The 22,964-nt window shown below is 71.7% G+C and carries 21 protein-coding genes and 1 pseudogene; 12 read left to right on the forward strand and 10 right to left on the reverse strand.

Annotated features, from left to right (window positions below; translation table 11 throughout):
- The first annotated feature begins 41 nt into the window (after positions 1 to 41).
- Both FPZ22_RS12565 and FPZ22_RS14145 read left to right on the forward strand, forming a co-directional pair.
- Positions 42 to 899 carry a DODA-type extradiol aromatic ring-opening family dioxygenase gene (locus FPZ22_RS12565; protein ID WP_210412676.1) on the forward strand — a complete coding sequence of 286 codons (858 nt, stop codon included), beginning with the start codon at positions 42 to 44 and terminating at the stop codon, positions 897 to 899.
- Positions 884 to 1,073 (forward strand): annotated as a pseudogene (locus FPZ22_RS14145) (aldo/keto reductase); the annotation flags it as partial. The gene FPZ22_RS12565 and the pseudogene FPZ22_RS14145, both read left to right, overlap by 16 nt.
- Here the strand turns inward: FPZ22_RS14145 and FPZ22_RS14250 are convergent.
- Positions 1,019 to 1,312, reverse strand: coding sequence for a DUF6522 family protein (locus tag FPZ22_RS14250; RefSeq protein WP_342779184.1), 294 nt, complete (start codon positions 1,310 to 1,312; stop codon positions 1,019 to 1,021). The pseudogene FPZ22_RS14145 and the gene FPZ22_RS14250 overlap by 55 nt on opposite strands.
- Before the next feature lie 95 nt (positions 1,313 to 1,407).
- Positions 1,408 to 2,253, reverse strand: coding sequence for a patatin-like phospholipase family protein (locus tag FPZ22_RS12580; protein WP_210412677.1), 846 nt, complete (start codon positions 2,251 to 2,253; stop codon positions 1,408 to 1,410).
- A gap of 63 nt (positions 2,254 to 2,316) precedes the next feature.
- On the opposite strand from FPZ22_RS12580, the gene sstT reads away from it, so the two are divergent.
- Positions 2,317 to 3,564, forward strand: coding sequence for a serine/threonine transporter SstT (gene sstT, locus FPZ22_RS12585; protein ID WP_144893481.1), 1,248 nt, complete (start codon positions 2,317 to 2,319; stop codon positions 3,562 to 3,564).
- 49 nt (positions 3,565 to 3,613) lie between these two features.
- Here sstT and FPZ22_RS12590 read toward each other — a convergent pair whose 3' ends face one another.
- Positions 3,614 to 3,895, reverse strand: coding sequence for a hypothetical protein (locus tag FPZ22_RS12590; RefSeq protein WP_246120750.1), 282 nt, complete (start codon positions 3,893 to 3,895; stop codon positions 3,614 to 3,616).
- A gap of 242 nt (positions 3,896 to 4,137) precedes the next feature.
- The gene (locus FPZ22_RS12595) at positions 4,138 to 5,853 is read right to left on the reverse strand and encodes an EAL domain-containing protein (RefSeq protein ID WP_168199007.1); all 1,716 of its coding nucleotides are present in this window, start codon (positions 5,851 to 5,853) and stop codon (positions 4,138 to 4,140) included.
- A gap of 133 nt (positions 5,854 to 5,986) precedes the next feature.
- Between FPZ22_RS12595 and FPZ22_RS12600 the strand changes: the two genes are divergently transcribed.
- Both FPZ22_RS12600 and FPZ22_RS12605 read left to right on the forward strand, forming a co-directional pair.
- Entirely contained in the window at positions 5,987 to 6,655 is a 669-nt protein-coding gene (locus FPZ22_RS12600; RefSeq protein ID WP_144893486.1) for an AzlC family ABC transporter permease, read from the forward strand.
- Entirely contained in the window at positions 6,655 to 6,957 is a 303-nt protein-coding gene (locus FPZ22_RS12605; RefSeq protein WP_144893488.1) for an AzlD domain-containing protein, read from the forward strand. Before FPZ22_RS12600 ends, FPZ22_RS12605 begins: the two co-directional genes overlap by 1 nt.
- 4 nt (positions 6,958 to 6,961) lie before the next feature.
- On the opposite strand, the gene FPZ22_RS12610 is transcribed toward FPZ22_RS12605, so the two are convergent.
- Positions 6,962 to 7,510, reverse strand: a complete 549-nt coding sequence (locus tag FPZ22_RS12610; RefSeq protein ID WP_144893490.1) for a peroxiredoxin — start codon at positions 7,508 to 7,510, stop codon at positions 6,962 to 6,964.
- Positions 7,511 to 7,623: 113 nt separating this feature from the next.
- Between FPZ22_RS12610 and FPZ22_RS12615 the strand changes: the two genes are divergently transcribed.
- Both FPZ22_RS12615 and FPZ22_RS12620 read left to right on the forward strand, forming a co-directional pair.
- Positions 7,624 to 10,464 (forward strand): cation-translocating P-type ATPase, encoded by a 2,841-nt coding sequence (locus tag FPZ22_RS12615; protein ID WP_144893492.1) that lies wholly within the window; start codon positions 7,624 to 7,626, stop codon positions 10,462 to 10,464.
- Entirely contained in the window at positions 10,461 to 11,453 is a 993-nt protein-coding gene (locus FPZ22_RS12620; RefSeq protein WP_168199008.1) for a calcium/sodium antiporter, read from the forward strand. Before FPZ22_RS12615 ends, FPZ22_RS12620 begins: the two co-directional genes overlap by 4 nt.
- A 69-nt stretch (positions 11,454 to 11,522) precedes the next feature.
- On the opposite strand, the gene FPZ22_RS12625 is transcribed toward FPZ22_RS12620, so the two are convergent.
- Positions 11,523 to 12,131, reverse strand: coding sequence for a mechanosensitive ion channel domain-containing protein (locus FPZ22_RS12625; RefSeq protein WP_144893496.1), 609 nt, complete (start codon positions 12,129 to 12,131; stop codon positions 11,523 to 11,525).
- Positions 12,132 to 12,339: 208 nt separating this feature from the next.
- On the opposite strand from FPZ22_RS12625, the gene FPZ22_RS12630 reads away from it, so the two are divergent.
- Positions 12,340 to 14,472 (forward strand): M13 family metallopeptidase, encoded by a 2,133-nt coding sequence (locus tag FPZ22_RS12630; RefSeq protein WP_144893498.1) that lies wholly within the window; start codon positions 12,340 to 12,342, stop codon positions 14,470 to 14,472.
- Positions 14,473 to 14,583: 111 nt separating this feature from the next.
- Here FPZ22_RS12630 and FPZ22_RS12635 read toward each other — a convergent pair whose 3' ends face one another.
- The gene (locus tag FPZ22_RS12635) at positions 14,584 to 15,399 is read right to left on the reverse strand and encodes a BON domain-containing protein (RefSeq protein ID WP_144893500.1); all 816 of its coding nucleotides are present in this window, start codon (positions 15,397 to 15,399) and stop codon (positions 14,584 to 14,586) included.
- Between the two features lie 193 nt (positions 15,400 to 15,592).
- On the opposite strand from FPZ22_RS12635, the gene FPZ22_RS12640 reads away from it, so the two are divergent.
- Genes FPZ22_RS12640 through FPZ22_RS12650 form a run of 3 tightly spaced genes read left to right on the forward strand, consistent with a single transcriptional unit; the run spans position 15,593 to position 17,594 of the window.
- A complete protein-coding gene (locus FPZ22_RS12640; RefSeq protein ID WP_144893502.1) occupies positions 15,593 to 15,874 on the forward strand; it encodes a hypothetical protein in 282 nt (93 codons plus the stop codon).
- Between the two features lie 60 nt (positions 15,875 to 15,934).
- Entirely contained in the window at positions 15,935 to 16,279 is a 345-nt protein-coding gene (locus FPZ22_RS12645; protein WP_144893504.1) for a zinc ribbon domain-containing protein YjdM, read from the forward strand.
- Between the two features lie 7 nt (positions 16,280 to 16,286).
- On the forward strand, positions 16,287 to 17,594 hold the full coding sequence (locus FPZ22_RS12650) for a TIGR03862 family flavoprotein (RefSeq protein WP_144893506.1): 1,308 nt from the start codon (positions 16,287 to 16,289) through the stop codon (positions 17,592 to 17,594).
- Here the strand turns inward: FPZ22_RS12650 and FPZ22_RS12655 are convergent.
- The 3 genes from FPZ22_RS12655 to FPZ22_RS12665 all read right to left on the reverse strand — a co-directional run bounded on the left by FPZ22_RS12655 (position 17,591) and on the right by FPZ22_RS12665 (position 22,538).
- The gene (locus FPZ22_RS12655; RefSeq protein WP_144893508.1) at positions 17,591 to 17,824 is read right to left on the reverse strand and encodes a hypothetical protein; all 234 of its coding nucleotides are present in this window, start codon (positions 17,822 to 17,824) and stop codon (positions 17,591 to 17,593) included. The genes FPZ22_RS12650 and FPZ22_RS12655 overlap by 4 nt on opposite strands.
- A gap of 201 nt (positions 17,825 to 18,025) precedes the next feature.
- Complete coding sequence (locus FPZ22_RS12660) at positions 18,026 to 19,381, reverse strand: mechanosensitive ion channel family protein (RefSeq protein ID WP_144893510.1); 1,356 nt, start codon at positions 19,379 to 19,381, stop codon at positions 18,026 to 18,028.
- Between the two features lie 46 nt (positions 19,382 to 19,427).
- The gene (locus FPZ22_RS12665; RefSeq protein ID WP_144893512.1) at positions 19,428 to 22,538 is read right to left on the reverse strand and encodes a ligand-binding sensor domain-containing diguanylate cyclase; all 3,111 of its coding nucleotides are present in this window, start codon (positions 22,536 to 22,538) and stop codon (positions 19,428 to 19,430) included.
- Between the two features lie 110 nt (positions 22,539 to 22,648).
- On the opposite strand from FPZ22_RS12665, the gene FPZ22_RS12670 reads away from it, so the two are divergent.
- Entirely contained in the window at positions 22,649 to 22,915 is a 267-nt protein-coding gene (locus tag FPZ22_RS12670) for a DksA/TraR family C4-type zinc finger protein (RefSeq protein ID WP_144893514.1), read from the forward strand.
- Positions 22,916 to 22,964 lie beyond the last annotated feature (49 nt).

The raw sequence follows: 22,964 nt of genomic DNA on the forward strand, positions 1-22,964 counted from the left end.
CCGGGTTCTCTTGCCCTGGGGCGGAGCAGATACTGTCCGTCATGAACACGAACATTCTTTCGCCGCAGATCCCTGGCAGCACCCCGGCCCCGGGCGGCGGCACGCGCATGCCTGTCCTCTTCGTCCCCCATGGCGCCGGTCCCTGCTTCTTCATGGACTGGAATCCCGCCGACACCTGGGATCGCATGGCCGCCTTCCTCAAGGGCGTCGCCGGTACGCTGCCGGCGACGCCGCGCGCGATCGTGCTGGTGTCCGGTCACTGGCTGGAGCCGGGTTTCAGCGTCACCGGCCATGCCCGGCCGCCGCTGATCTACGACTACAGCGGTTTCCCGGCGCATACCTACGAACTGACCTATCCCGCGCCGGGCGAACCGGCCCTGGCCGAACGTATCGCCGGGCTGCTCGGCGATGCCGGGACCGAGACCCGCGTCGATCCGCAGCGCGGTTACGACCACGGCGTCTTCATCCCGCTCAAGCTGATGTTCCCGAAGGCGGATGTGCCGGTGGTGCAGCTCTCGTTGCGCCGCGACATGGACCCGGCCGCGCACATCGAAGCCGGTCGGGCCCTGGCCGGGCTGCGCGACGAAGGCGTGCTGATCGTTGGCAGCGGCATGAGCTTCCACAACATGCGTGGCTACGGCGACCCGCGATACACGCCGGTCTCGGCAAAGTTCGACGAGTGGCTGACCGCAGCGGTCGAAAGCGACACGCAACAGCGCGAGGCCTTGCTGCTCCAGTGGGCGTCCGCCCCGCATGCGCGCGACAGCCATCCGCCCGGTGGCGAGGAGCATCTGCTGCCGCTGCTGGTCGCCGCCGGCGCCGGCGCCGCCTCCGAAGGCCGCAAGGTCTACTCCGAGGAAGTCATGAAGACCACGCTTTCCGCATTCCGCTTCGGCTGATCGCACCGCTCGTTTTCGGCGGCAATGTCTTCGGCTGGACCGCCGACGAGGCCACGTCGTTCACGCTGCTCGACCGTTTCGTCGAGCGCGGCTTCCAACGCCATCGACACCGCCGACGTCTACTCGTCCTGGGGCCCGGGCCTGAGCGGCGGCGAGTCCGAGACCGTCATCGGCTCGACCGGGCGTCCGTCGGCGTCCACGACCAGGCGCATGCGCCGGCCCTGGTGGTAGAAGCTCGCGCGGTACAGCCCGTCATCCTCGCCGGTGCCGCGCTCGCACAGCACGCTGATCTTCCGGATTTCCATCAGCCGGCGGAACTCGGCCACGTCAAGTCCGAGGCCGCGTGCCACCAGGGCGCCGTCGACCTCGATGGACGGTTGTCCGGCAAGCTCGATCGGAATGGGATTGCGCACGATGATGCCTCCCTGCGGATTCCATCCAGACTCGCCGCGGCGGCGCCGCGGCGCATTGACCTGGGTCAGCCGCTCCCGTCGCTGGCGCCCGTCCTTCAGGCGTCGGGGGCATCCAGGCCCAGACGCGGGCGCAGCGCCGGCAGCGCTTCGCGCACCGCCTGCCGGCCGGCCTCGATCGCCTCGGGGGCGCGGTGGAAGTCGAGGATGCCGATGTGCGCCACGCGCGGGCGGATGATCGCGTCCGGCGGGTCGCCGGCCATGCGGCTGCGGCTGATGCGGATCTGCATGATGTCGATGCTGGACGCGATCACGGCCATCATCGATGGCCAGCCCGCGGCGTCGGTCGCCGCATCCGTCGCACCCTGGGGGGCGCCGCGGGCGGGCAGCTCGCTGGCCAGGTCCACCGCGATCACGACGTCGGCCTCCATCGCCCGCGCCAGCGACACCGGCACCGGGTTGACCAGGCCGCCGTCGACCAGCAGGCGGCCGCCGTACAGGACCGGCGTGAACAGCCCCGGCAGGGCGATCGACGCGCGCACGGCGTCGAGCGTCGAGCCGCTGCGCAGCCAGACCTCGGCCCCGGTGTGCAGTGCGGTGGCGGTGGCCGCGAAGGGCAGTCCCAGGTCCTGGATGTCGCGGTCGTGGAAGCGTGTGCGGAAGAAGTCCATCAGCCGCGAGCCCTTGAGCACGCCGCCGCCGAACTGGAAGTCCATCAGCGAGAACACGGTCTTGCGCGTGAGCCCGGTGACCCAGGCCTCGAACTCGCCCAGCTGGCCGCCGGCGTGGATCGCGCCGACCAGGGCGCCGATGGAGGTCCCGGCCACGAGGTGGACCTCGATCCCGAGTGCTTCCAGCTCGCGGATGACGCCGATGTGCGCCCAGCCGCGCGCCGAGCCACCGCCCAGTGCAAGGCCGACGCAGGGCCGGATACGGTCAGGCAAGGGAAACTCCGCGGGCGCCGAAGCCATATCATGGCGGATTGCTTACCGTCTGGCAGGTCGAACATGCTCCTCCCCGGTGTCCTGCGGCGGCCCAGCCTGGTCACGCAGATCGTGATCGGCCTCGCCGCCGGCATCCTCCTGGCCCTGGCTTCGCCCCGCGCCGGCGCGGCCGTCGGCCTGCTCGGCACGGTCTTCATTTCCGCGCTCAAGGCGGTGGCGCCGGTCCTGGTGCTGGTGCTGGTGACGGCCTCGATCGCCAACCATCGCCAGGGCCGGGACACCCGCATGCGCCCGATCCTTGCGCTCTACCTTCTGGGCACGGTGGCGGCGGCACTGGTGGGGGTGGCGGCGAGCTTCCTGTTCCCGACTGCGCTCACGCTTGCCGTGCCCGCCGACACCGCGCTCAGCGCGCCCGGCGGCATCGGCGAGGTGCTGCGCAGCCTGGTGCTGAAGGTCTTCGACAATCCGCTGGCGGCGCTGGTCGACGCCAACTACATCGGCCTGCTGGCCTGGGGCGTCGCCCTCGGCCTGGCGCTGCGCCAGGCGGGCGAAGGCACGCGCCGGGTGCTGCTCGACGTGTCCGATGCGATCACGCGCGTGGTGCGCATGGTGATCCGGCTGGCGCCGCTGGGCGTGTTCGGCATCGTGGCCTCGATCCTGGCCGAAAGCGGCCTGGCGGCGCTGCTCGACTACGCCCACCTGCTGACCGTGCTGCTCGGGGCGATGCTGTTCGTGGCCCTGGTGGCCAATCCGGCGATCGTGGCCGTGGTGACGCGGCGCAATCCCTACCCGCTGGTGCTGCGCTGCCTGCGCGAGAGCGGGATCACGGCGTTCTTCACCCGGTCCTCGGCAGCGAACATCCCGGTCAATCTGGAGCTGTGCCGCAGGCTCGGCGTGCACCAGGAGACGTGTTCGGTGGCGGTGCCGCTCGGGGCGACCATCAACATGGCCGGCGCGGCCATCACCATCTCGGTGCTGACCCTGGCCGCGGTGAACACCCTCGGCATCGCCGTGGACCTGCCCACGGCGATGCTGCTCAGCGTGGTCGCGGCGATCGGGGCCTGCGGCGCCTCCGGCGTGCCCGGCGGCTCGCTGCTGCTGATCCCGCTGGCCTGCGGTCTGTTCGGGATCGGCGACGACATCGCCATGCAGGTGGTGGCGATCGGCTTCATCGTGGGCGTCGTGCAGGATTCGGCCGAAACGGCGCTGAATTCGTCGACCGACGTGGTGTTCATCGCCGCCGCCTGCGGTGCGACCTCGGGGCGCGACGCGACCATGGCCGGGACCGACGGGGCGGCCGCGGAGGCGTAGGCCATCCGCGGCGGCCCGCGCGGCGAGGCGGGGGGCGGAGGACGCCGGGTCAGGACTTCTTCGCGGCCTTCGCGGCCGGGGTGGCGGCCGTCTTGCGGCTGGCGGTGCGCGAGCTGTAGGGCCGCAGCGGCGTGTTGCCCAGCACCTCGATCCGTCCGCCGGCCTTCTTGAAGGCCGCGAGATCGGACGCGATGCGCTGGCTCGTGAGCTGGGCGGCGGAGGTGGCTGCGGCGCCGCTGGACTTGCGGCGGAGCGGTGCGGTGGCGCGCGCGCGCGTGGGCGCGGGCGTGGTGGTGGCGGTGGCGGTCTTCTTCCGGGTGTTGCTGGACATCTCGACTCCTGTGGTTGGGGATCCCGTACGGCGGCGGCCGGCGGGCCTGCGAAGGGCGGCCATGGGCAGTCGGGGGCGCGGAGCCCCTGGGAAACGGTGCGAAAGGCACCCTGGAAGGTGTACTGCCAGACCTGGACGCGACCCGCAGCGGGCGCGTGCTTGACGTACATTTTACAAATCGCGCATTAACAAAGCGTTGCCGAGGGCTTGACACGACCCTCCGGGGCTGCCAGCGCGCGCGTTCAGCCCAGCAGTTCCATGAATCGGGCCGCCGGCATCGGCTTTGCGATGCCGAATCCCTGGCCGCTGTCGCAGCCGGCCGTGGCGAGCCAGGCGCGCGTGGCCTCGTCCTCGATGCCTTCGGCCACCACGCTGGCGCCCAGTTCGTGGCCGAGCTGGATGGTCGCCCGCACGATCGCGCGATCGGAGGCGGAGTCCAGCACCGCCGCCACGAAGGAGCGGTCGATCTTGAGTTCGTCGGGTGCCAGACGCCGCAGGTTCACCAGCGAGGAATGGCCGACCCCGAAATCGTCGACCGAGATCCGGATGCCGTGCGCGCGCAGGCGGGGCAGCGCCACGGCGACCCGCTCGGGCTCGCGCATCACTGCGGTCTCGGTGATCTCCAGCATCAGGCAGTGGCCCTGGCTGCCGGTGGCCTCGATGATGGCATCCACCAGCCGCGGGTCGGCGAGGTCGTTGGCGGAGACGTTGACCGAGACGTGCAGCCGCTCGCCGGCAGCGGCCCATCGGCGGCACTGCTCAAGGCCGCAGCGTGCCAGGTAGAGCGTCATTTCACCGATGGTGTCCGTCTGCTCGGCGATCGGGACGAAGGCGTCGGGCTCCAGCGGCCCGAAACGCGGGTGCTCCCAGCGCACCAGCAGCTCGGCGCCGAGCAGGCGCCCGCTGCGGAGGTCGATCTTCGGCTGCAGGCAGTATCCGAGTTCGCCGCGGGTGATCGCGTCGCGCAGCTCGGCCATCAGCATCGTGTCCCCGGCGGCGGCGTTGCGCATGGCCCCGGCGGTGAGGCGGGAGGACGAGGCCGGGATGGCGTCGGCGACGCCACGGCGCCGGGTCAGCAGCACGACACCGGCGACCGCCGCCGCCAGCAGTGCGATCGCTCCGCTCGGGCGGACGGCCTCGCCGGCGAAACCGGGCGCGCGTCGCGGGGCCGGGTGTCCGATCCACTCCTCGTACAGCCGGTTCTGCACCCCGTCCCGCCGCAGGCGCTGGAGCGAGCGGTTGATGCGGGCCACGAGTGCGGTCTGTCCGGGCCGGACCGCGAACACGTACCGGCGCTCCAGCAGGGGCGGACTCAGCGCCACCACGTCGGACAGGCGCTGATGCCGGAGCATGTAGTGGCCGATCCCGGTCGGCACCAGTGCGTAGTCGGCTTCGCCACGCGCAACGAGGTCCAGGGTCGCGGCTTCGTTGTCGAGCGCGACCACGGTGACCCCGGTGCGGTCGAGCTCGCGCAGGGCCTCCCAGGCCAGGCCCGAGCGCTGCACGGCCACGCGCACGTTGGCGAGCCCGTCCAGCGACTCGACGGTCGGGGTCTCGTAGTGGCCGAAGAGGGCGTGGTGGCGGAGCAGGATGGGCTCGGTGAAGAGGTAGCGCTGTTCGCGTGCCTCCGACCAGAACATCGGTACCGCGTCGAGTTCGCCGCGGGCGAGGCGTTCGAGGGTGGTACTCCAGTCCCCGAGTTCGAACACCGCCTCCATGCCCAAGTCGGCGGCGACCGCGCGGACCAGCTCGACATCGAAGCCGTCGGCGCGGCCGAGCGCGTCGAGGAAATGATAGGGCGGGTAATCGGCGTCGCCACCCACGCGCAGGCGGCCCGGTGTCACCTCGCTTCCAGCCGCCGCCGCTGCAGTCGTACTCGTGACCGCCGTCACGCTCCCTTCCGTCTTCGCGCCAGCCGCGGCGGACAGCAGCAGGGCCAGTCCGAGCAGCGCGTTCAACGCGGACCGCGCCTGGCGGTGCCTTTGTCCGGTGCACTTGCCTTCCATCTGTCCCCCATGGATGGACCGCATCCGGACTATTAGCACGGTTTGTCCGCGTTTTGATCCAGGGGGTGCCGATTAAGATGGCCGCATGAACTTCCAGCCCACACCTGCGGTGCGGATCGGCCTGTCGGTATCCGCCGCCACCGGCTTGTACGGCGTGTCCTTCGGTGCGCTCGGCGTGGCCGCGGGGCTGGACGTGGTGCAGGTGGTGGCGCTGAGCGCCCTGATGTTCACCGGCGGTTCGCAGTTCGCCTACATCGGCGTGGTCGCGGGCGGCGGCAGCGGAGCCGCGGCCTTCGGCGCGGCCACGCTGCTGGGAGTGCGCAACGCGGTGTACGGAATGCAGGTCAACCGCATGCTGCGTCCGCGCGGCTGGCGCCGGCTGCTCGCGGCCCAGGTCTGCATCGACGAATCCGTGGCGACCGCGGTCGGCCAGCGCGATCAGGACGAGCAGCGGCGGGGATTCTGGACCGCCGGGCTCGGCATCTACCTGCTCTGGAACCTCTGCACGGCCGCCGGCGCGCTGCTGGGCGACGCACTGGGCGATCCGCGGCGCTGGGGCCTGGATGGTGCGGCGGTGGCGGCGTTCCTCGGCCTGCTCTGGCCACGACTGTCGGCGCGCGAACCGATCGCGATCGCCGTGGTGTGCGCGCTGGCCACCGTGCTGGCCGTGCCCTTCGTTCCGCCCGGAGTGCCGATCCTGATCGCGGCGTCGGTCGCGGCCGCATGGGGCTGGCGTGGCGGGGAGACCGCCTGATGTCGCCATGGGGCTGGATCCTGCTGGCCAGCGCGGCGGCATACGCGACCAAGTTCGCCGGCTTCCTGGTGCCGCCGCGCTGGCTTGACGCACCGCGCGCGCGCGCCGCGGCGATCGCGCTGACCATCGGCCTGCTGGCCTCGCTGACCGCGGTCAACACCTTCGCCAGCGGGCAGGCGCTGGCCTTCGACGCGCGCATCGCGGCGCTGCTGGCGGCCGGGGTCGCGCTGGCGCTGCGCGCGCCGTTCCTGCTGGTGGTCGTGACAGGTGCGGTGGCGGCGGCGGTGGTGCGGCTGTTCTGAAGCGTCAGTCCGGATCGCCCGGAATGCTCTCGAGCATACGCTTCACGTGCTGCGCCGGGTTCATGTCCGAATGCACCGCGAGTACCCGCCCGTTCCGGTCGATCAGGTAGGAGGTGCGGCTGGACCTCTCCGGATTGCGTTCCATCACGGCGGAATACCGGGCGGAGATCTTCGCGCCTTCGTCGGCGGCGACCGGGAACCGGCCTGCGCAGGTGGCCGTGTCGGCGGAGAACGCGCGCAACTGGTCGATGTTGCCTGCGGTCACTCCGATCACGGACACGCCGCGGGCCTTGAAGTCGTCGATGGCCTGGGAGAACAGTGCGGCCTCCACGTTGCAACCGGGGGTGTTCGCGGCGGGAAAGAAGTACAGCACCACCGGGCCGTCGCGCAGTGCCCTGGACAGCGAGTATTCGAAGGGTTCGCCCGCCAGCCAGGCCGGCGCGGTGAAGTCGGGCGCGGCATCGCCCGGCTGCAGCGTGGCGCGCGCCTGGAACGAACAGGCCGATGCCAGGGCCAGCGAGGCGATGACGAGGCTGCGCTTGAAGCGGTTCATGGTGGGCTCCTCAGGGGGTGGCGGATCGATTATGGACCGGGGCGCGCGCATCGCATCCGGCCGGGATGCGCAGGGATGCGCAGGATGCCACCGTGAGCGGTTATCGTCCGGTCATGGACCCCATCGGGACCGTTGCGCACCCATGGTCCGAGGCTCCGGACGGACTGGCCGCCCGCCTCGGTACCCGGCTCGACGCCGGCCTCTCCGAGGCGGAGGCGGAACGACGCCTCGCCGCGCACGGCCCGAACGAACTCGCCGCCGAGCCGCCCGTGCCTGCGTGGCGCCGGTTCCTGGCCCGGTTCCGCGACCCGCTGGTCTATCTGCTGCTGGCCGCGATCGCGATCTCGGCCGGGGCCTGGCTGGCCGAAGGGGCGCCCGGCTGGCCGGTCGACGCCCTGGTGATCGCGATGATCGTGCTGCTCAACGCGGGGCTCGGCTTCGTGCAGGAGGCGAAGGCCTCGAGTGCGGTCGCCGAACTGGCGAAGATGTCCGCGGTGACCTCGTCGGTGCTGCGCGACGGCGTCGTCCATCGCGTTCCCAGCCGCGAGCTGGTGCCCGGCGACGTGCTGCTGCTGGCCGAAGGCGATGCCGTCGGCGCGGACGCGCGGCTGGCGGTGGCCACGGCGCTGCGTCTGCAGGAGGCCTCGCTGACCGGCGAAAGCGCCCCGGTGACGAAAGACGCCGCCGCGCTGCCGGCCGATACCGCGCTGGCCGAACGGCGGTCCATGGTGTTCAAGGGCACTGCGGTCGCGCAGGGCACCGGCCGCGCGCTGGTCACCGCCACGGGCATGGGCACGGAAATGGGCGCCATCGCCGGCATGCTCGAGGCGACCGGAGACGAGCCCACGCCGCTGCAGCGCGAGGTCGGCCGCCTGGGCAAGGTGCTGGGTGTCGCCGTGGTCGCGGTAGCGGTCGTCGTGATGGCGACACTGTTCCTGTTCGCGGACATCGGCAGCCTCGGCGATGCGGTCACCGTGCTGCTGCTGGGCGTCTCGCTGGCGGTGGCGGCGGTGCCCGAAGGCCTGCCGGCGATCCTGTCGGTGGTGCTGGCGCTGGGCGTGCAGCGCATGGCGCGGCGCCGGGCGATCGTGAAGCGGCTGGCCTCGGTCGAGACCCTGGGATCGGCCTCGGTGATCTGCTCGGACAAGACCGGCACCCTGACGCGCTCGGAAATGACCATCCAGCGGGTGGCGACGGCGTCCGGCACCAGTCGCGTCACCGGCGTCGGCTACGTCCCTGAGGGCGAGGTGCTGGCTGCCGATGGCGAGCTTCCGCCCGCGCAGCGCGCGGAGGGCATCGTGGTCCTCAGCGGCGGCAGCCTGGCCGGCAACGCTCAGCTGAGCGAGGACGACGAAGGCGGCTGGGAGATCCAGGGCGACCCCACCGAGGCCGCCTTCCTGGTCGCCGAACGCAAGCTTGGCGTGCACGAGCGCCGCGGCCGGCGCTTCGAGAGGCTCCGCGAGATCCCGTTCTCGTCCGAGCGGAAGATGATGTCGACCATCGAGGTCGACCATGAGCACGGCGGCGAGCGGGTCCTGATCGCAAAGGGCGCGCCCGACGTGCTGCTGCGCCGCTGCAGCCACGAGCGCGTGGGCATGGCGCTGGTGCCGCTGGACGAGGCCGCGCGGGCGCGGATCCTGGGCGAGGTGGCGGCCATGGGTCGCGATGCGCTGCGCACGCTCGGCGTCGCTTACCGGGCACTGGCCCCGGGCGAGGAGGAGGCCGGTGACGCGGAGCTGGAGCAGGGCCTGGCCTACGTCGGCACCGTCGGCATCATCGACCCGCCGCGCGAGGAGGCGGCGGTGGCGATCGCCGAAGCGCGCCGCGCCGGCATCCGTGTGGTGATGATCACCGGCGACCATCCCGACACCGCCGCGCGCATCGCCGCCGACCTCGGCATCACCGCCGGAAGCGAGGAGTGTGCGCTCACCGGCCGCGACCTGGATGCGCTCGACGACGCCGGTTTCGACGAGGCAGTGCGGCGGGTTTCGGTGTTCGCGCGCGTGGCGCCGGCGCACAAGCTGCGCATCGTCGACGCGCTGCAGGCCCAGGGCAACGTCGTGGCGATGACCGGGGACGGCGTCAACGACGCGCCGGCGCTGAAGTCGGCCGACATCGGCGTGGCCATGGGCCTCACCGGCACCGAGGTCAGCAAGGAGGCGGCCGACATGATCCTTGCCGACGACAATTTCGCGACCATCGTCGACGCCGTGCGCGAGGGCCGCGGCATCTTCGACAACATCCGCAAGTTCCTGCGCTATCTGCTGTCGTCGAACATGGGCGAGGTGCTGACCGTGTTCCTGGGCGTGGTGCTGGCGGGACATATCGGGCTGACCGGCGCCGACGGTGCACTGGTGCTGCCGCTTCTGGCGACCCAGATCCTGTGGATCAACCTGGTCACCGATGCCGGCCCGGCGTTGGCGATGGGCCTCGACCCGGCGGACGACGACGTGATGGCGCGTCCGCCTCGAAGGCTGGACGAGCGCGTGATCGACGGCCGCATGTGGTCGGGGGTGCTGCAGGTCGGCCTGGTGATGGCGGCGGCGACCCTGCTGACGCTGGACATCCATCTGCCGGGCGGCCTGATGGAGGGCTCGCGCGACTTGGACAACGCCCGCACCGCGGCCTTCACCACGCTGGTGTTCGCCCAGCTCTTCAACTGTTTCAACGCGCGTTCCGGCTCGGCCAGCGCGGTCCACGCCCTGTTCACCAACGCCTGGCTGTGGGGCGCGGTGGCGCTGTCGGCGCTGCTGCAGGTGGCCGTCGTCCACCTGGGCGTCCTCAACACCGCCTTCAACACCGTGCCGCTCGACGCAGGGCAGTGGGCGGGATGCATCGCGATGGCGAGCTCGGTGCTGTGGTACGGCGAGCTGCGCAAGCTGGTACTGCGCTCAGTGGCCGCAGGACGCGGCGGCGATGCCGGTCGACGGGGGAGCGCGGGGGCGGGTGCGTGATCGCGAACGTCCTGTGGCTGTCGACCGGGTTGGCGGCGCTGATCGCCGGTGCCGAGCTGCTGACCCGCGGCGGCACCCGCCTGGCCTGGCGCCTCGGCATCCGTCCCGTGCTGATCGGCCTGACCGTGGTCGCGCTGGGCACCAGCATGCCGGAGCTCGCGGTCGGGCTCTGGTCTTCGGCCGACGGAGAGGGTTCGTTGGCGGTCGGCAACATCGTCGGTGCCAACATCATGAACATGCTGCTGATCCTGGGCCTGAGCGCGCTGCTGTTGCCGCTGTCGATCGAGATGCACAGCCTCCGCTTCGACCTGCCGATGATGACCGGCGCGGCCCTGGTGCTGCTGATCGTGGCCTGGGATCTCCACGTCACCCGTACCGAGGGGCTGGTGATGCTGGTGATGGGCGCGGTCTACATCGCGGTGCTGGTGCAGATCTCGCGCAACGAAAGCCGGGCGGTGAAGGCCGAGTTCGAGCGCGAGTACGGCCCGCGGGCGATGGCCGACGTGCGGCCTGCGCCGCGCGGCCGTGTCACGCTGCTCAACGACCTGGCGTGGCTGATGGGCGGGATGGCGATCGTGGTGGTGGGCGCGGAATGGCTGGTGGAGGGCGCATCGGGCATCGCCCGTGCGCTGGGCGTGACGGAGGCGGTGATCGGGCTGACCATCGTCGCCCTCGGTACCTCGTCGCCGGAGCTCGCGACCACGGTGGTGTCGACGCTGCGCCAGGAGCGCGACATCGCTATCGGCAACCTGCTCGGCAGCTGCGTGCTCAACACCCTGGTGATCCTCGGCGCTACCGTGGTCTCGGTGCCCGGCGGCATCGGCGTCGATCCGCTGCTGGTGCGGGTCGACATCCCGGTGATGGTGCTCGCGACGATCGTCTGCATCCCGGTGTTCGTGACCGGGCGCAGGGTGGGGCGCCTGGAGGGCCTCGCCCTGCTCGCGGCCTACCTCGCCTACATGGCCTACCTGCTGGCCGTGCGCGCCTGACCGCGCGACGACGGTGCCCGGATCACCGGGCTTCGCCCGAGGTCGGTCCCGCCGGACGGAGCGCCCGGATCAGACGCCGGGCTCCGGTGCCGGTCGCCTGCGTGCGAGGGCCTGGCGCCGGTGCTCGGCGCTGCTCCAGCGGCGCACGCTGCGCTGGAAGAACAGGCTGTTGGGCACGCGCAACACGCTGCCCGCCGGCTCGCCGGCGTCGTCGACCTCCTGCAGGGTGGTGTAGACAAGGTTGATGTCGGTGACCCGGCCGCCGAGCCCCGGCTTGTCGCCGCCTTCGAGCAGCTCCACGTGGTCGTGCAGCCGGAACGGTCGCGTGGCGAGGATGAGCATCGTGCAGAAGATGTTCGACAGCACGCTCCATGCGGCGAAGAACGCCACCGCGGCCACCGCGGCGAACCCTGTGAAGGCAGTCCACAGCACGGTGCCGGACACGCCCAGGCGTTGCAGGATGAGCAGCAGGGCCGCGGCCGAGATCAGGAAGGTGACCACGCGCCGCGAGCCCACGACAAGTTCCCGTGGGGCGTCGTAGCGCTTCCAGAGGCGGTCGCCCAACCGGCGGGCGGCCAGCCGCAGCAGCCAGGCCAGCAGGATGATCAGGACCACGTGCACGAACGGCACGATCACGCCCAGCCATTCCTGGATCCAGACGGGAAGATGTTCCTTCATGCCGGCTCCATGCGGCGACGCGGCGGCTGATTCTCGCAGATCGGTCCGCGGGCGTGGCGCGCGGCGCCGGCCCGCGGGAGTCCGGGAGCATGGCGCCGGGGCATGACCACGGGCACGTCCGGCGGTTCAGGCGCGGGCGGTAGACTGGCCGGCGGCCCCGCCTCCGCGGGGCATCCCACCCGCATCCCTTGCGCCGGAGATTCCCGCCTTGAAGAAGTCGATCCTCAGCCTCGCCACCGTCCTCGCGCTCAGCATCGGCGCCCCAGCGGCCGCGCATGACCGGAATGGGTCCTGCCTTGACGACGCCTGCAGCATGAGCCTGCTGTTCGCCGCCACCGAAGACGGCGCCGCGGGTGCCGCGGGCGCCGCCACGGTCGCCGCCACCCGCTATGGCAGCTGGGGCATCGACACCGCCGGCATGGATACCGGGACGAAGCCGGGCGCCGACTTCTTCGCCTACGTCAGCGGCACCTGGGCGGAAAACACCGGAATCCCGGCCGACAAGTCCATGTACGGCTCCTTCCTGATCCTGCGCGACCTGTCCGAAGCGCGCGTGCGCGGCCTGGTCGAGGGCTACGTGGCCCAGGGCGATGCGGCCAGCGGCGACGCCGCCAAGGTCGCGACCCTCTACCGCAGCTACATGGACGAGGCCGGGATCGAGGCGAAGGGTGCCGCACCGCTGGTCCCTCACCTCGATGCCATCCGTGCCGCCGCCGACAAGGACGCGCTGGCGGACCTGATGGGCAAGGCCGCCGGCGGCGCCGGCGCCACCCTGTTCCGCCTGGGTGTGTCCGACGACCAGCTCGACCCCGACCGCTACACGCTCTACATGAGCCAATCCGGCCTGGGCCTGGGCGACCGCCAGATGTACCTGGACGACAAGTTCGCGCCGCAGCGCGAGCGCTACGTCGCCTACATCGCGCAGATGCTCGAGCTGGCCGGCTGGGTCGACCCGAAGGGCAACGCGCAGCGCGTCTTCGACTTCGAGAAGGCCGTGGCCGGAGCGCACTGGACCCGCGCCGAGAGCCGCGACCGCAGCCGCACCTACAACCCGGTCGAGCGTGCCGCGTTCGCGACCACCGCGCCGGGCTTCCCGTGGGAGCGCTACTTCGTCGCCTCGGGCGTGGGCCAGGCCACGCGTGCCGTTGTCCGCCAGGACAGCGCGATCCCGAAGCTGGCGCAGATCTTCGCCGACGCCGACCTCGGCACGCTCCAGGCCTGGCAGGCCTTCCACGTCACCGACCAGGCCGCGTCGCTGCTGTCGAAGGACTTCGTCGACGCCCACTTCGACTTCCGCTCGAAGTTCCTCTCCGGCCAGCCGGAACAGCGCGAGCGCTGGAAGCGCGCGGTGGCCCACGCCGAGGGCGCCATGGGCGAGGCCATCGGCCGCGACTACGTGGCCCAGTACTTCCCGCCGGACGCCAAGGCCAAGATGGACGCACTGGTCGCCAACGTGAAGGCGGCCATGGGCGCACGTCTGGACCAGCTGGAATGGATGGGCGAGGACACCAAGGCCGAGGCTCGCGCCAAGCTGGCCGGGTTCGGCCTGAAGATCGGCCACCCCGACACCTGGCGCGACTACGGTGCGCTCGAGGTCGTGGCCGGCGACGTGGTCGGCAACGCGCTGCGCTCGGCGCAGTTCGAGTGGGACTATCGCCGCGCGCGCATCGGCCAGGAGGTGGACAAGGCGGAGTGGGGCATGACCCCGCAGACCGTCAACGCCTACTACAACTCGGTCAAGAACGAGATCGTGTTCCCGGCGGCCATCCTGCAGCCGCCGTTCTTCGACCCCGAGGCCGACCCGGCGGTGAACTACGGCGGCATCGGCGGCGTGATCGGCCACGAGATCATCCACGGCTTCGACGACCAGGGCCGCAAGTCCGACGGCGCCGGCCTGCTGCGCGACTGGTGGACCGCCGACGACGCCGCCAAGTTCGAGGCCCAGGCCGCGAAGCTCGGCGCACAGTACGAGGCCTACGAGTTCCCGCAGCTGCCCGGCATGCACATCAACGGGAAGGTGGCGATGGGCGAGAATATCGGCGACCTCGGCGGCCTGACCATCGCGCTCGAGGCCTACCGTCGTTCGCTCGGCGGCAAGGACGCGCCGGTGATCGACGGCTTCACCGGAGAGCAGCGCTTCTTCATGGGCTGGGCGCAGGTGTGGCGCACGCTCTGGCGCGACGATGCGCTGCGCCAGCAGCTGGTCAACGGCACGCACTCGCCGGGCCACATCCGTGCGTTCGCGCCGCTGCGCAACATCGACGCCTGGTACGAGGCCTTCGGCGTGAGCGAGGCCGATCCGCTGTGGATCGCACCGGAGGACCGCGTCCGCATCTGGTGACCGGTCCCACGGCGCCGGGCAGGTCCGGTTCCATGGACTGCTGAAGACGGGAGGCAGGCGCGAGCGCCTGCCTCCCGTTGCCTTTGCGGCGGCCCGGGTGGAGGCTCCGGGCTAGGTGGACGCGCCCGGCCTGACGCTGGAGCCCGCGCGCCCGGCGCCGGGCGTCGTGGCGCTGCCGCTGCCGCGCTCCATGGTCCTGGCGTCCGACGACATGGCGGCGCCGGCACCGCGGGATTCGCCACTGCGGGTGACGCGGATCCTGTTCTCCACGTCGCGCACGCCGGCACAGGCCTCGGCCATGTCCTCGGCGCGGTGCTTCATCCAGCGATTGGTGACGGTGCCGGTCAGCGTGACCACGCCGTCCTTGACCTGCACCTCGATGTCGCCGGCGTCGACCGCGTCGTCGTCGGTCAAGCGCTCGTTGAGGTCTTCGGTGATGCGCTGGTCGGTGCGCATGTAGTTCTTCGGGCCCTGGCCGCGGTAACCGCCGCCGCGCGCCTCCCACTGCGGCCGCATGTGCTCGCTGCCGCGGCCCAGATAGCCGCCGCCGGCGTAATCGCTGCCGTAGTCGGAGCGCGCACCAAGAACGCTTTCCCGCTGGTACCGGCCGCCGGAGCGGTAGTCCTGTTCGGCGCCGCCCATGAACACGCCGGTCCTGAAGCGGTCCTCGCCCTGCGAGGCACCGAAGCCGCGGCCCTCGCCGTAGCCGCGATCGCCGAACGCGCCGCGCCAGCCCCGGCCCCTGGTGGCGAGCCCTTCGTCCTCGCGGCCGTAGTCGTCGTCCTGATCCCGGCCGCGCATCCTGTGCGAGCGGCCCTGCTCGCGGTCGGTGTACGGATCCTCGTCCAGCCAGGATGCGCGCATGCGCTCTTCGCGTCCGTGGTCGCGCGGATGGTCTCGACGCGGATGGTCTCGATATGTCGCCATGTCATGCTCCGTCGTTGGGGAAACCGCATCGTCGCCCCGGCCGTGTACGGCGGATGCATTGGAAACGTACAGATTCCGTTGCCGCCGGCTGCCCCCTTTCCCTGCGCGCCCGTTTCATGGCGTAATCGGGACACCCACGTCGTCCATCCATCCGAGGTACGCAGTCCGAACAGCCACGGGAGCCAGGCACGCAATGGAGCCGGAAGTGATCAGCGAGGAGTACGGGATTCCCGCAGCGCAGGCGCGGGAGATCATCTGGCGGGAAACGCGGCGCGCGCTGCTGCGCCGCTGGCAGGCATGGGCATGGCTGGGGACGACCCTGGGGCTGGCGCTGGTGCTGCATCTGGCCCAGCCGGGCAACGGCGTGTATGCGCTGCTGATCGGTGCCGGCGCGCTGCTGGTCTGGTACCAGGTCGGCCGCTTCCTGGCCGAACCGGCGGTGCACGCTGCGGCCCGGAGCCGTTCCGCGGCCTGATCCCGGTCACGGGCCTCCGGCCGTTACAATGAACGGCCCCACGCGTCCGCTGGAGCCGCCATGTCCGCCATTCCCGCCTGCCCGCAATGCGGCCTCGAGAACACCTATCCCGACGGCGCACTGACCGTCTGCGCGGACTGTGGTCACGAATGGGCCGCCGGAGATGCCGCGGCAGGGAGCGGTGGTGGCACGGTGGTGCGTGACGTCAACGGCAATGTGCTCGAGGCCGGCGACAGCGTGGTGGTGATCAAGGATCTCAAGGTCAAGGGTTCGTCGATCCCCCTCAAGCAGGGGACGATGATCCGCAACATCCGCCTGGTCGAGGACGACGCCGAGCACATCGAGGGCCATTCCGACCGGATCCGCGACCTCGTCCTGAAGACCTGCTTCCTGCGCAAGGCCTGAGGCGGCCATGGAGCAGGCGCCCCCGGTACAGGGCGCGTCCGCGGCGGGCAGGCGGGTGGCCGTCGTCGGTGGCGGACCGGCCGGCCTGTTCGCGGCCGAGACCCTGCGCGCGGCCGGCTGCGAGGTCCACCTCTTCGAGGCCAAGGGTTCGGTGGGGCGCAAGTTCCTGGTCGCCGGCAAGGGCGGGCTGAATCTCACCCACTCCGACCCGCCGGCGCTGTTCGCCAGCCGCTACCGCGAGCGCGCCGATGCGGTCGCGCGCTGGCTGGCGGCATTCGACGCCGGCGCCCTGCGGGAATGGGCGCTGGGGCTGGGCGTGCCGACCTTCGTCGGCAGCTCCGGGCGCGTGTTTCCCGAGGACCTGAAGGCGGTGCCGCTGCTGCGCGGCTGGGTGCGCCGGCTGCGCGCGCAGGGCGTTGAGATCCATGTCCACCATCGCTGGCTCGGCTGGGACGGCGACGGTGCGCTGCGCTTCGCCACGGACGCCGATGAACGCAGGTTCGTGCCCGAGGCCACGGTGCTCGCGCTGGGTGGAGGCAGTTGGCCGCAGCTGGGATCCGACGGGACCTGGCAGGAGATCCTGCGCAGGGAGGGGATCGAAGTCGCGCCGCTGCGGCCGGCGAACTGCGGCTTCGACGTCGCCTGGTCGGCGTATTTCGCACAGCGCCATGCAGGCGCGCCGCTCAAGCCGGTGGTCGCGCACTGGCGCGACGCCGCGGGGCGCTGCCACGCCCTGCAGGGCGAATGCGTGGTGTCCGCGCACGGGATCGAAGGCAGCCTGGTCTATGCGATCTCGGCGGAACTGCGCGAGGCCATCGCCCGCGACGGCCATGCCCTGCTTGAACTCGATCTCGCACCGGGCCGCGAGCTTGACCGGTTGCGGCGCGAGCTGTCGCGGCCACGCGGCAAGCGCAGCGTGTCCGAACACCTGCGTCGCGCCGCGGGGCTCGATGGCGCCAAGGCCGGGCTGCTGCGCGAAGTGCTCGATGCCGGCGCCATGCACGATGCCGACGCCGTCGCCAGGGCGACCAAGCGCCTGCCCTTGCGCCTGTCGGCGCCGCGACCGCTGGCCGAGGCCATCAGCAGCGCCGGGGGCCTGCGCCTGGAGGCCCTGGACGATGACCTCATGCTGCGCGCGCGCCCTGGCGTGTTCGCCGCGGGCGAGATGCTCGACTGGGAAGCGCCCACGGGCGGATATCTGCTCACCGCCTGTTTCGCCGCTGGCCGGGTTGCGGCCGAAGGCGCGCTGCGCTGGCTTCGCGTGTCCGCCCGGCCTGCCCCGGGAGGAGAGTCCGGCGCCCGGGCGGGCAGCTAGTCGAGGCGTCGGGTCGCGCGGCCGTCGGCGGCCGCCGGCCCGGGCCCGACCAGCACCATCCCGCCCCAGCCCCGGGGCACCACGATGGCGACCGGATGGCCGCATGCCGTGGCGTCCCCGAGCGCCACGGCGTGCGCGGCCATGGTGGCCTTGAAGCGGCTCTGGAAGATCTCGTCGAAGCCCGGACCCGACACCTGGAACCCCGCTGCGACTTCCTTGATCTCGACCATGGATCTGTCCCGCTGTTGAGGGGGTGCCCCGGCCCAGCTTCACGACTTGCTCAAGGTCGCGGCCAGTTCCGTTGCTGAGCGGCATCCGTGACCGATGCAGGGCCGTGCTGCCGGGGCGGGCAAAGCATGCGCCGACGGCGAAGAAAGGCCCGTCGGTGAGCGGGCGATAGAAGGGTAGGAAAATTCCGAAAATGTGCCTGACTAGCGGTCTCGGCCCGGCCCGGCCTCTCCCGGGAGCAGGTCCTCGCCGGCGTGGGCACGCTGCTCGGCGGCCAGGTGGGCATCGAGGTCGCGGTTGACCGAGGTGTCGCCGCGGCTGGTCCCGTCCGCGGGTGCCTGCGTCATACCGGCGACCGGCGGTGCGGCCACCTCGGCTGCCGGGAGGCTGGCAGTGAACTGGATGTTTCGCGGCGGGCTGATCCCGGCCTGCTGCAGGCGGGTGCGCACTGCGTGGATCGCCTCGCTGCGCACCTTGCCGAGGTCGCTCTCGCGCTGGTCCACCCAGGCGAAGAAGCGCAGGGTGATGGCCGTCGCGTCGTAGCCGTCCACGGTCCACGACGGCCCCGGGTCGGCGAGCACGCCGTCCGTGCCGCGGATCGCCTCCATGGCCAGCTCGTGCACGCAGCGTATGGATTCGGACACGTCCACCGGGACCGCGAATTCGAGCCGTCTCCTGGCATTGCTCGAGAAATTGAGCACCACGGATTTGAACACCAGCGCGTTGGGCAGGGTCAGGCGGTTGCCGTCGTGGGTGACCAGGACCGTGGCCCGCGGGGTGAGCGCGGCCACGCGGCCCTCGTGGGTGTTGTCGATGCGCAGCAGTTCGCCGGGTGCGAACGGGCGCCGGATGCTCAGCAGCACGCCGGCGACATAGTTCTCGGCGATGTCCTTGAACGCGAAGCCCAGGGCGAGGCCGATCACGCCGGCCGAGCCCATCACCGCGCCGACCAGGGCCGTCGCCCCGAGCAGGTCGAGCGCCACCAGCACGCCGCCGAGCAGCGCGAGCCACTGCACCAGCTGCTGCATGAGGCTGGCGAAATAGGGATTCTCGGACTGCCAGTTGCGCCGCGCGATGCGCTGGCCGGCGCGGCGGCCCAGCCACCTGCCGGCCCACCAGGCAAGCGCCACCACCAGCAGGGCCACCAGCAGCAGCGGCAGCGCGGCGATCAGGCGCGTCAGCTTGTCCATGGCGAGCGTGGTCGCCAGGGCGAGGCGTTCGGACAGCCGCGTGCTCAGGATCACGCGGTTCTCGACCCGGGAGATCCCGGGCTGCTGGCTGGCCACCTGTTCGGCTCGTTCGCGATCCCCGGCGTCCAGGACCACGCCCTCGAGCTCGGCCACGCCATCGCGCACGGTGACGGTGACATCGCGCAGCCCGTCGGTCTCCCGCAGCCGGCGCGCCAGATCCCGGCTTCCGGCGAGGTCGGCGTCCGTGGAGGCCTCCGGCGCCGGACCGGCGCCGGCATCGCGGGCCAGTACGTGCACCCCCGCGGCGGACGCCAGCGCCAGGAGCAGGATCAGCAGCGCGGGACGGACGTGTCGCAGGTACGGTCGCATGCCCGGAATGGTCGCATGGATGCGCGAGGCGGATGAGCGCGGCGGCTCAGCACCCGAGCCGGGGCGGCTTCTCGCCCGAGTACAGCATGCGCACCGTGTGCTCGCCGACGTCGTCGGGATGTGCCCCGGCCAGCAGTGCCTGGATCGCCTCGGCCTTCGGGGCGTCCCCGGGCACCACGCCGACCCAGCCGTTCTTGCTGCCGCGCTTGACCGTATACAGGCAGCGGTCGGCCAGGCCCACGCAGGCGCTCCAGTCGCCGATGTCGGGCCATTCGATCGAGAACGGCCAGGGCGCGAAGCCGATCGAGCAGGTCAGCTCCAGCGATACCCCCCGCCCGATGCGGACCGGCTGCCCGGCGATGGCGGCGCGGATGCGCTCGGCCAGCTGGGGGGCGTCCTCGAGGTGGGCGAAGCGCGAGATCAGCAGGAACTCCTCGCCACCCCAGCGCACCAGCAGGTCGTCGTCGCGGCTGAGCAGGCGCAGGCGGTCGGCGAGATGCACCAGGACTTCGTCCCCCGCCTGGTGGCCATAGACGTCGTTGACCTGCTTGAAGTCGTCGATGTCGATCATCAGGAACACCAGGCGGTCGCCGCCGCCGTTGGTGTCCTCCAGCCGGCTGCGCAGCGCAGCCGCCTCGCGGCCCAGCCATTCCTGCAGATCGCGGCGATTGGAGATGCGGGTCAGCGGATCGCGGCGGGTATCGATGCTCAGGCGGGCGTTGGCCCGGCTCAGGCGCTGGTTGGCCAGCTGCAACTGTGCGGTGCGCTCGGCCACGGTGCGCTCGAGCAGCTCGACCTGCCTGCGTTCCCGGCGCACCGCGGCGTCGACGCGGCGCACCACCAGGCCCAACAGCAGCAGCAGGGCCAGGGCGTAGGCGACATAGGCGACGGGATGGCGCCACCACGGCGGCGCCATCTCCAGCCCGAACCTGCGCGGCTGGCCGAACCGGCCGTCGCGACCGGCGGCCTCGACTTCCAGCACGTAGCCGCCGGGTGGCAGGCCGGTCACCGAGAACTCCGCCGTCGGCGCGTGCGGATACACCCAGTCGTCGTGCAGGCCGAGCACGCGGTAGCGGAGCCGGGCCGCGTCCGGCGCGGCGAAATCGATCGCGGTCATGCGCACCGTGATCATGCGGTCGCGATGCGCGAGCTGCGCGGCGCTGTCGTAGACGATGCCGATCTCCCGCGGGCCGCCGCCATCGGCGTCCAGCGGCGACGTGCGCAGCGTGGTCAGGACCGGGCGTGCCGGAGCGCTGTGCCGGGGCAGGCCGGACGGATCGAGGACGTCGACTCCACGGGTGCCGCCGAAGTAGAGCAGGCCGCGGGCATCGCGGTACGCTGAACCGCTGTTGTACTCGCGGTTCGCGAGACCGTCCCGCGGCCCGAGCACCTGGATCGAGCCGTTGCCGGGATCGATCACCGACAGACCGTTGTTGGTGCTGGCCCACAGCCGGCCCAGGTCGTCGGTCAGCATCGAATAGATCACGTCGTTGCCCAGGCCGTCGCTGTGGCGGATGTTGGTCACGGCCGATGTGGCGAGGTCGATGCGGTAGATGCCGCGCGCGTAGCTGCCCGCCCAGAGCGCCCCGTCGTCCGCCAGCAGCGACCACAGCGAGTTGTGCAGGGCCTCGGGGAACACGCGCGCCGGGGCCTGGCCCGGATCCAGTCGCCAGAGGCCGTTGGCATTGGTCGCGATCCAGAGCCGCGGGCCCATGCGCAGCAGCGCCGTCACTTGGCTGTCGCGCAGCGGCGCCAGCGCCGGATCGTCGACGATCTTCCCGGCCTGCATCCGGACCAGGCCGCCGTGGGTGCCGATCCAGCCGTCGCCGCCAGGCTCCAGCAGCAGGGTTTCGACCCGATTGTCAGGCAGCCCGTCCATCGCCCGCGCCGGACCCCGGCCCGACCAATGGAACAGGCCGTCATGGGTGCCGATCCACCAGCCGCCGCGGCCTTCGCCTTCGCGGGCGATGGCGCGCACCGAATGGCCGTCGAATCCGGGCACCTCCCGCCAGTCCACGGCGGTGCCGCGGCGCTCGAGGAGGCCGCCGTCGGTGCCCAGCAGGATGTGGTCGCCGGCGCGCCAGATCGCCCGCATGCTCGCCTTCGGCCAGCCGCCGGGGGCGCCCGCCTCCGAGCGGCCGACGCGGACGGTCGCGGACAGCGGGCGGGCGTAGTGCAGTCCCGAGGTGTAGGTGCCGATCCACAGCGAGCCGGCAGCGTCCTCGTGCAGCGTCGTGACCGAGCTGTCCAGCCGGCGGTCGAGCGACAGAGGGAAGGGTGCGTCGGCCGTGGCGCTGTCCAGCCGGGCCACCCGCCCGTCGCGGAAGCCGATGAGCAGGCTGCCGTCGCCGCGGCGCAGCAGGGTGGTGACCGGCGCGGCCTGCTGCAGCGGCAGCGACCGGCGCATCTTCCCGTCGGCCACGGCGAACAGGAACACGCCGGCGTGCGCGCTCGCCGCCCAGGCGCCCTCGGGACCGGCCTGCAGCGCGACGCAGTCGTCCGCGGGCGATGGCAGGGTGGCGAGCAGGTCCAGGCTGGTGCGGGTCGCGCGCCAGAGTCGGCAGTCGCGGCCCAGCGCGAGCGCGACGCCGGAGCCAGGCAGTGCGGCGAGGCCCGCGATCTCGCCGCCTCCGAGCGACGTCACTGCGCCCGTCTCCGCAACGACATGGTCGAGCCCGCCCCGGGTGCCGATCCAGGCGCCGTCGTCGCCGTCGAGTGCGATGCCTTCGATCTGGTTGTGCGCCAGCCCGGAGCGCGCGTCGAGCCGGACCTGGTCCCAGGTGGGCAGGTGCACCACCTCGAGGCCGCTGTCGTTGGTTCCCAGCCACAGGCGGCGCGTCGCCGGGTCGAAGGCCATCGAGTCGATGCTTCCGCTGGCGAGGTCCTGCGCGTCGTCGCCGGCGCGCCAGACCTGGAACCGGTGACCGTCGAAGCGCGCCAGTCCGTCCTGGGTCGCGACCCAGAGGAATCCCTGGTCGTCATTGGCCAGGGCCCGGACCGTGGATTGCGGCAGTCCTTCGTCGGGGCCGTGGGACTCCAGGCGCAACAGTCCGGGGTCGGCCGCCTGCGCACCGGAGCACGCGGCCAGCGCCAGCAGCGCGAGCGCGACGGCCGATGGCCGGCGGACAGTGGCTTCATTGGTCTGGGTGCAGATCATTGGATATCCACTCCAGCAAGGAACATGCCACGCGGTCCGGAAGCCGGCCTTGCGAAGCGGCCCATGCGCCCCGATCAAGTATCCACCAGGACAGCAGTGGAGCAGACATCATGGCCACCGGTTGGGCCGGCGACGGCGCGGTACAGGACCAGATCGACGCCACCGTGAAGGACGCCATCCAGCGCGCGCGCAGCCGCCTGGGCAGCGGGCCCGGGCGCGAGGACTGCGAGGAGTGCGGCGAGCCCATTCCCGAGGGCCGGCGCAAGGCCGTGCCGGGCGTCCGCCTGTGCCTGGCCTGCCAGTCCGCGCGCGACGCGGAGGAGGCGGCCGCTTCCGGCTACAACCGGCGCGGCAGCAAGGACAGCCAGCTGCGCTAGGCTTCCGGGGATCGCGGCGGAGGTGCAGGTGACAGAAAGCACAGGCTGG

The organism is Luteimonas granuli (genome assembly GCF_007795095.1).
Lineage (GTDB): Bacteria > Pseudomonadota > Gammaproteobacteria > Xanthomonadales > Xanthomonadaceae > Luteimonas > Luteimonas granuli.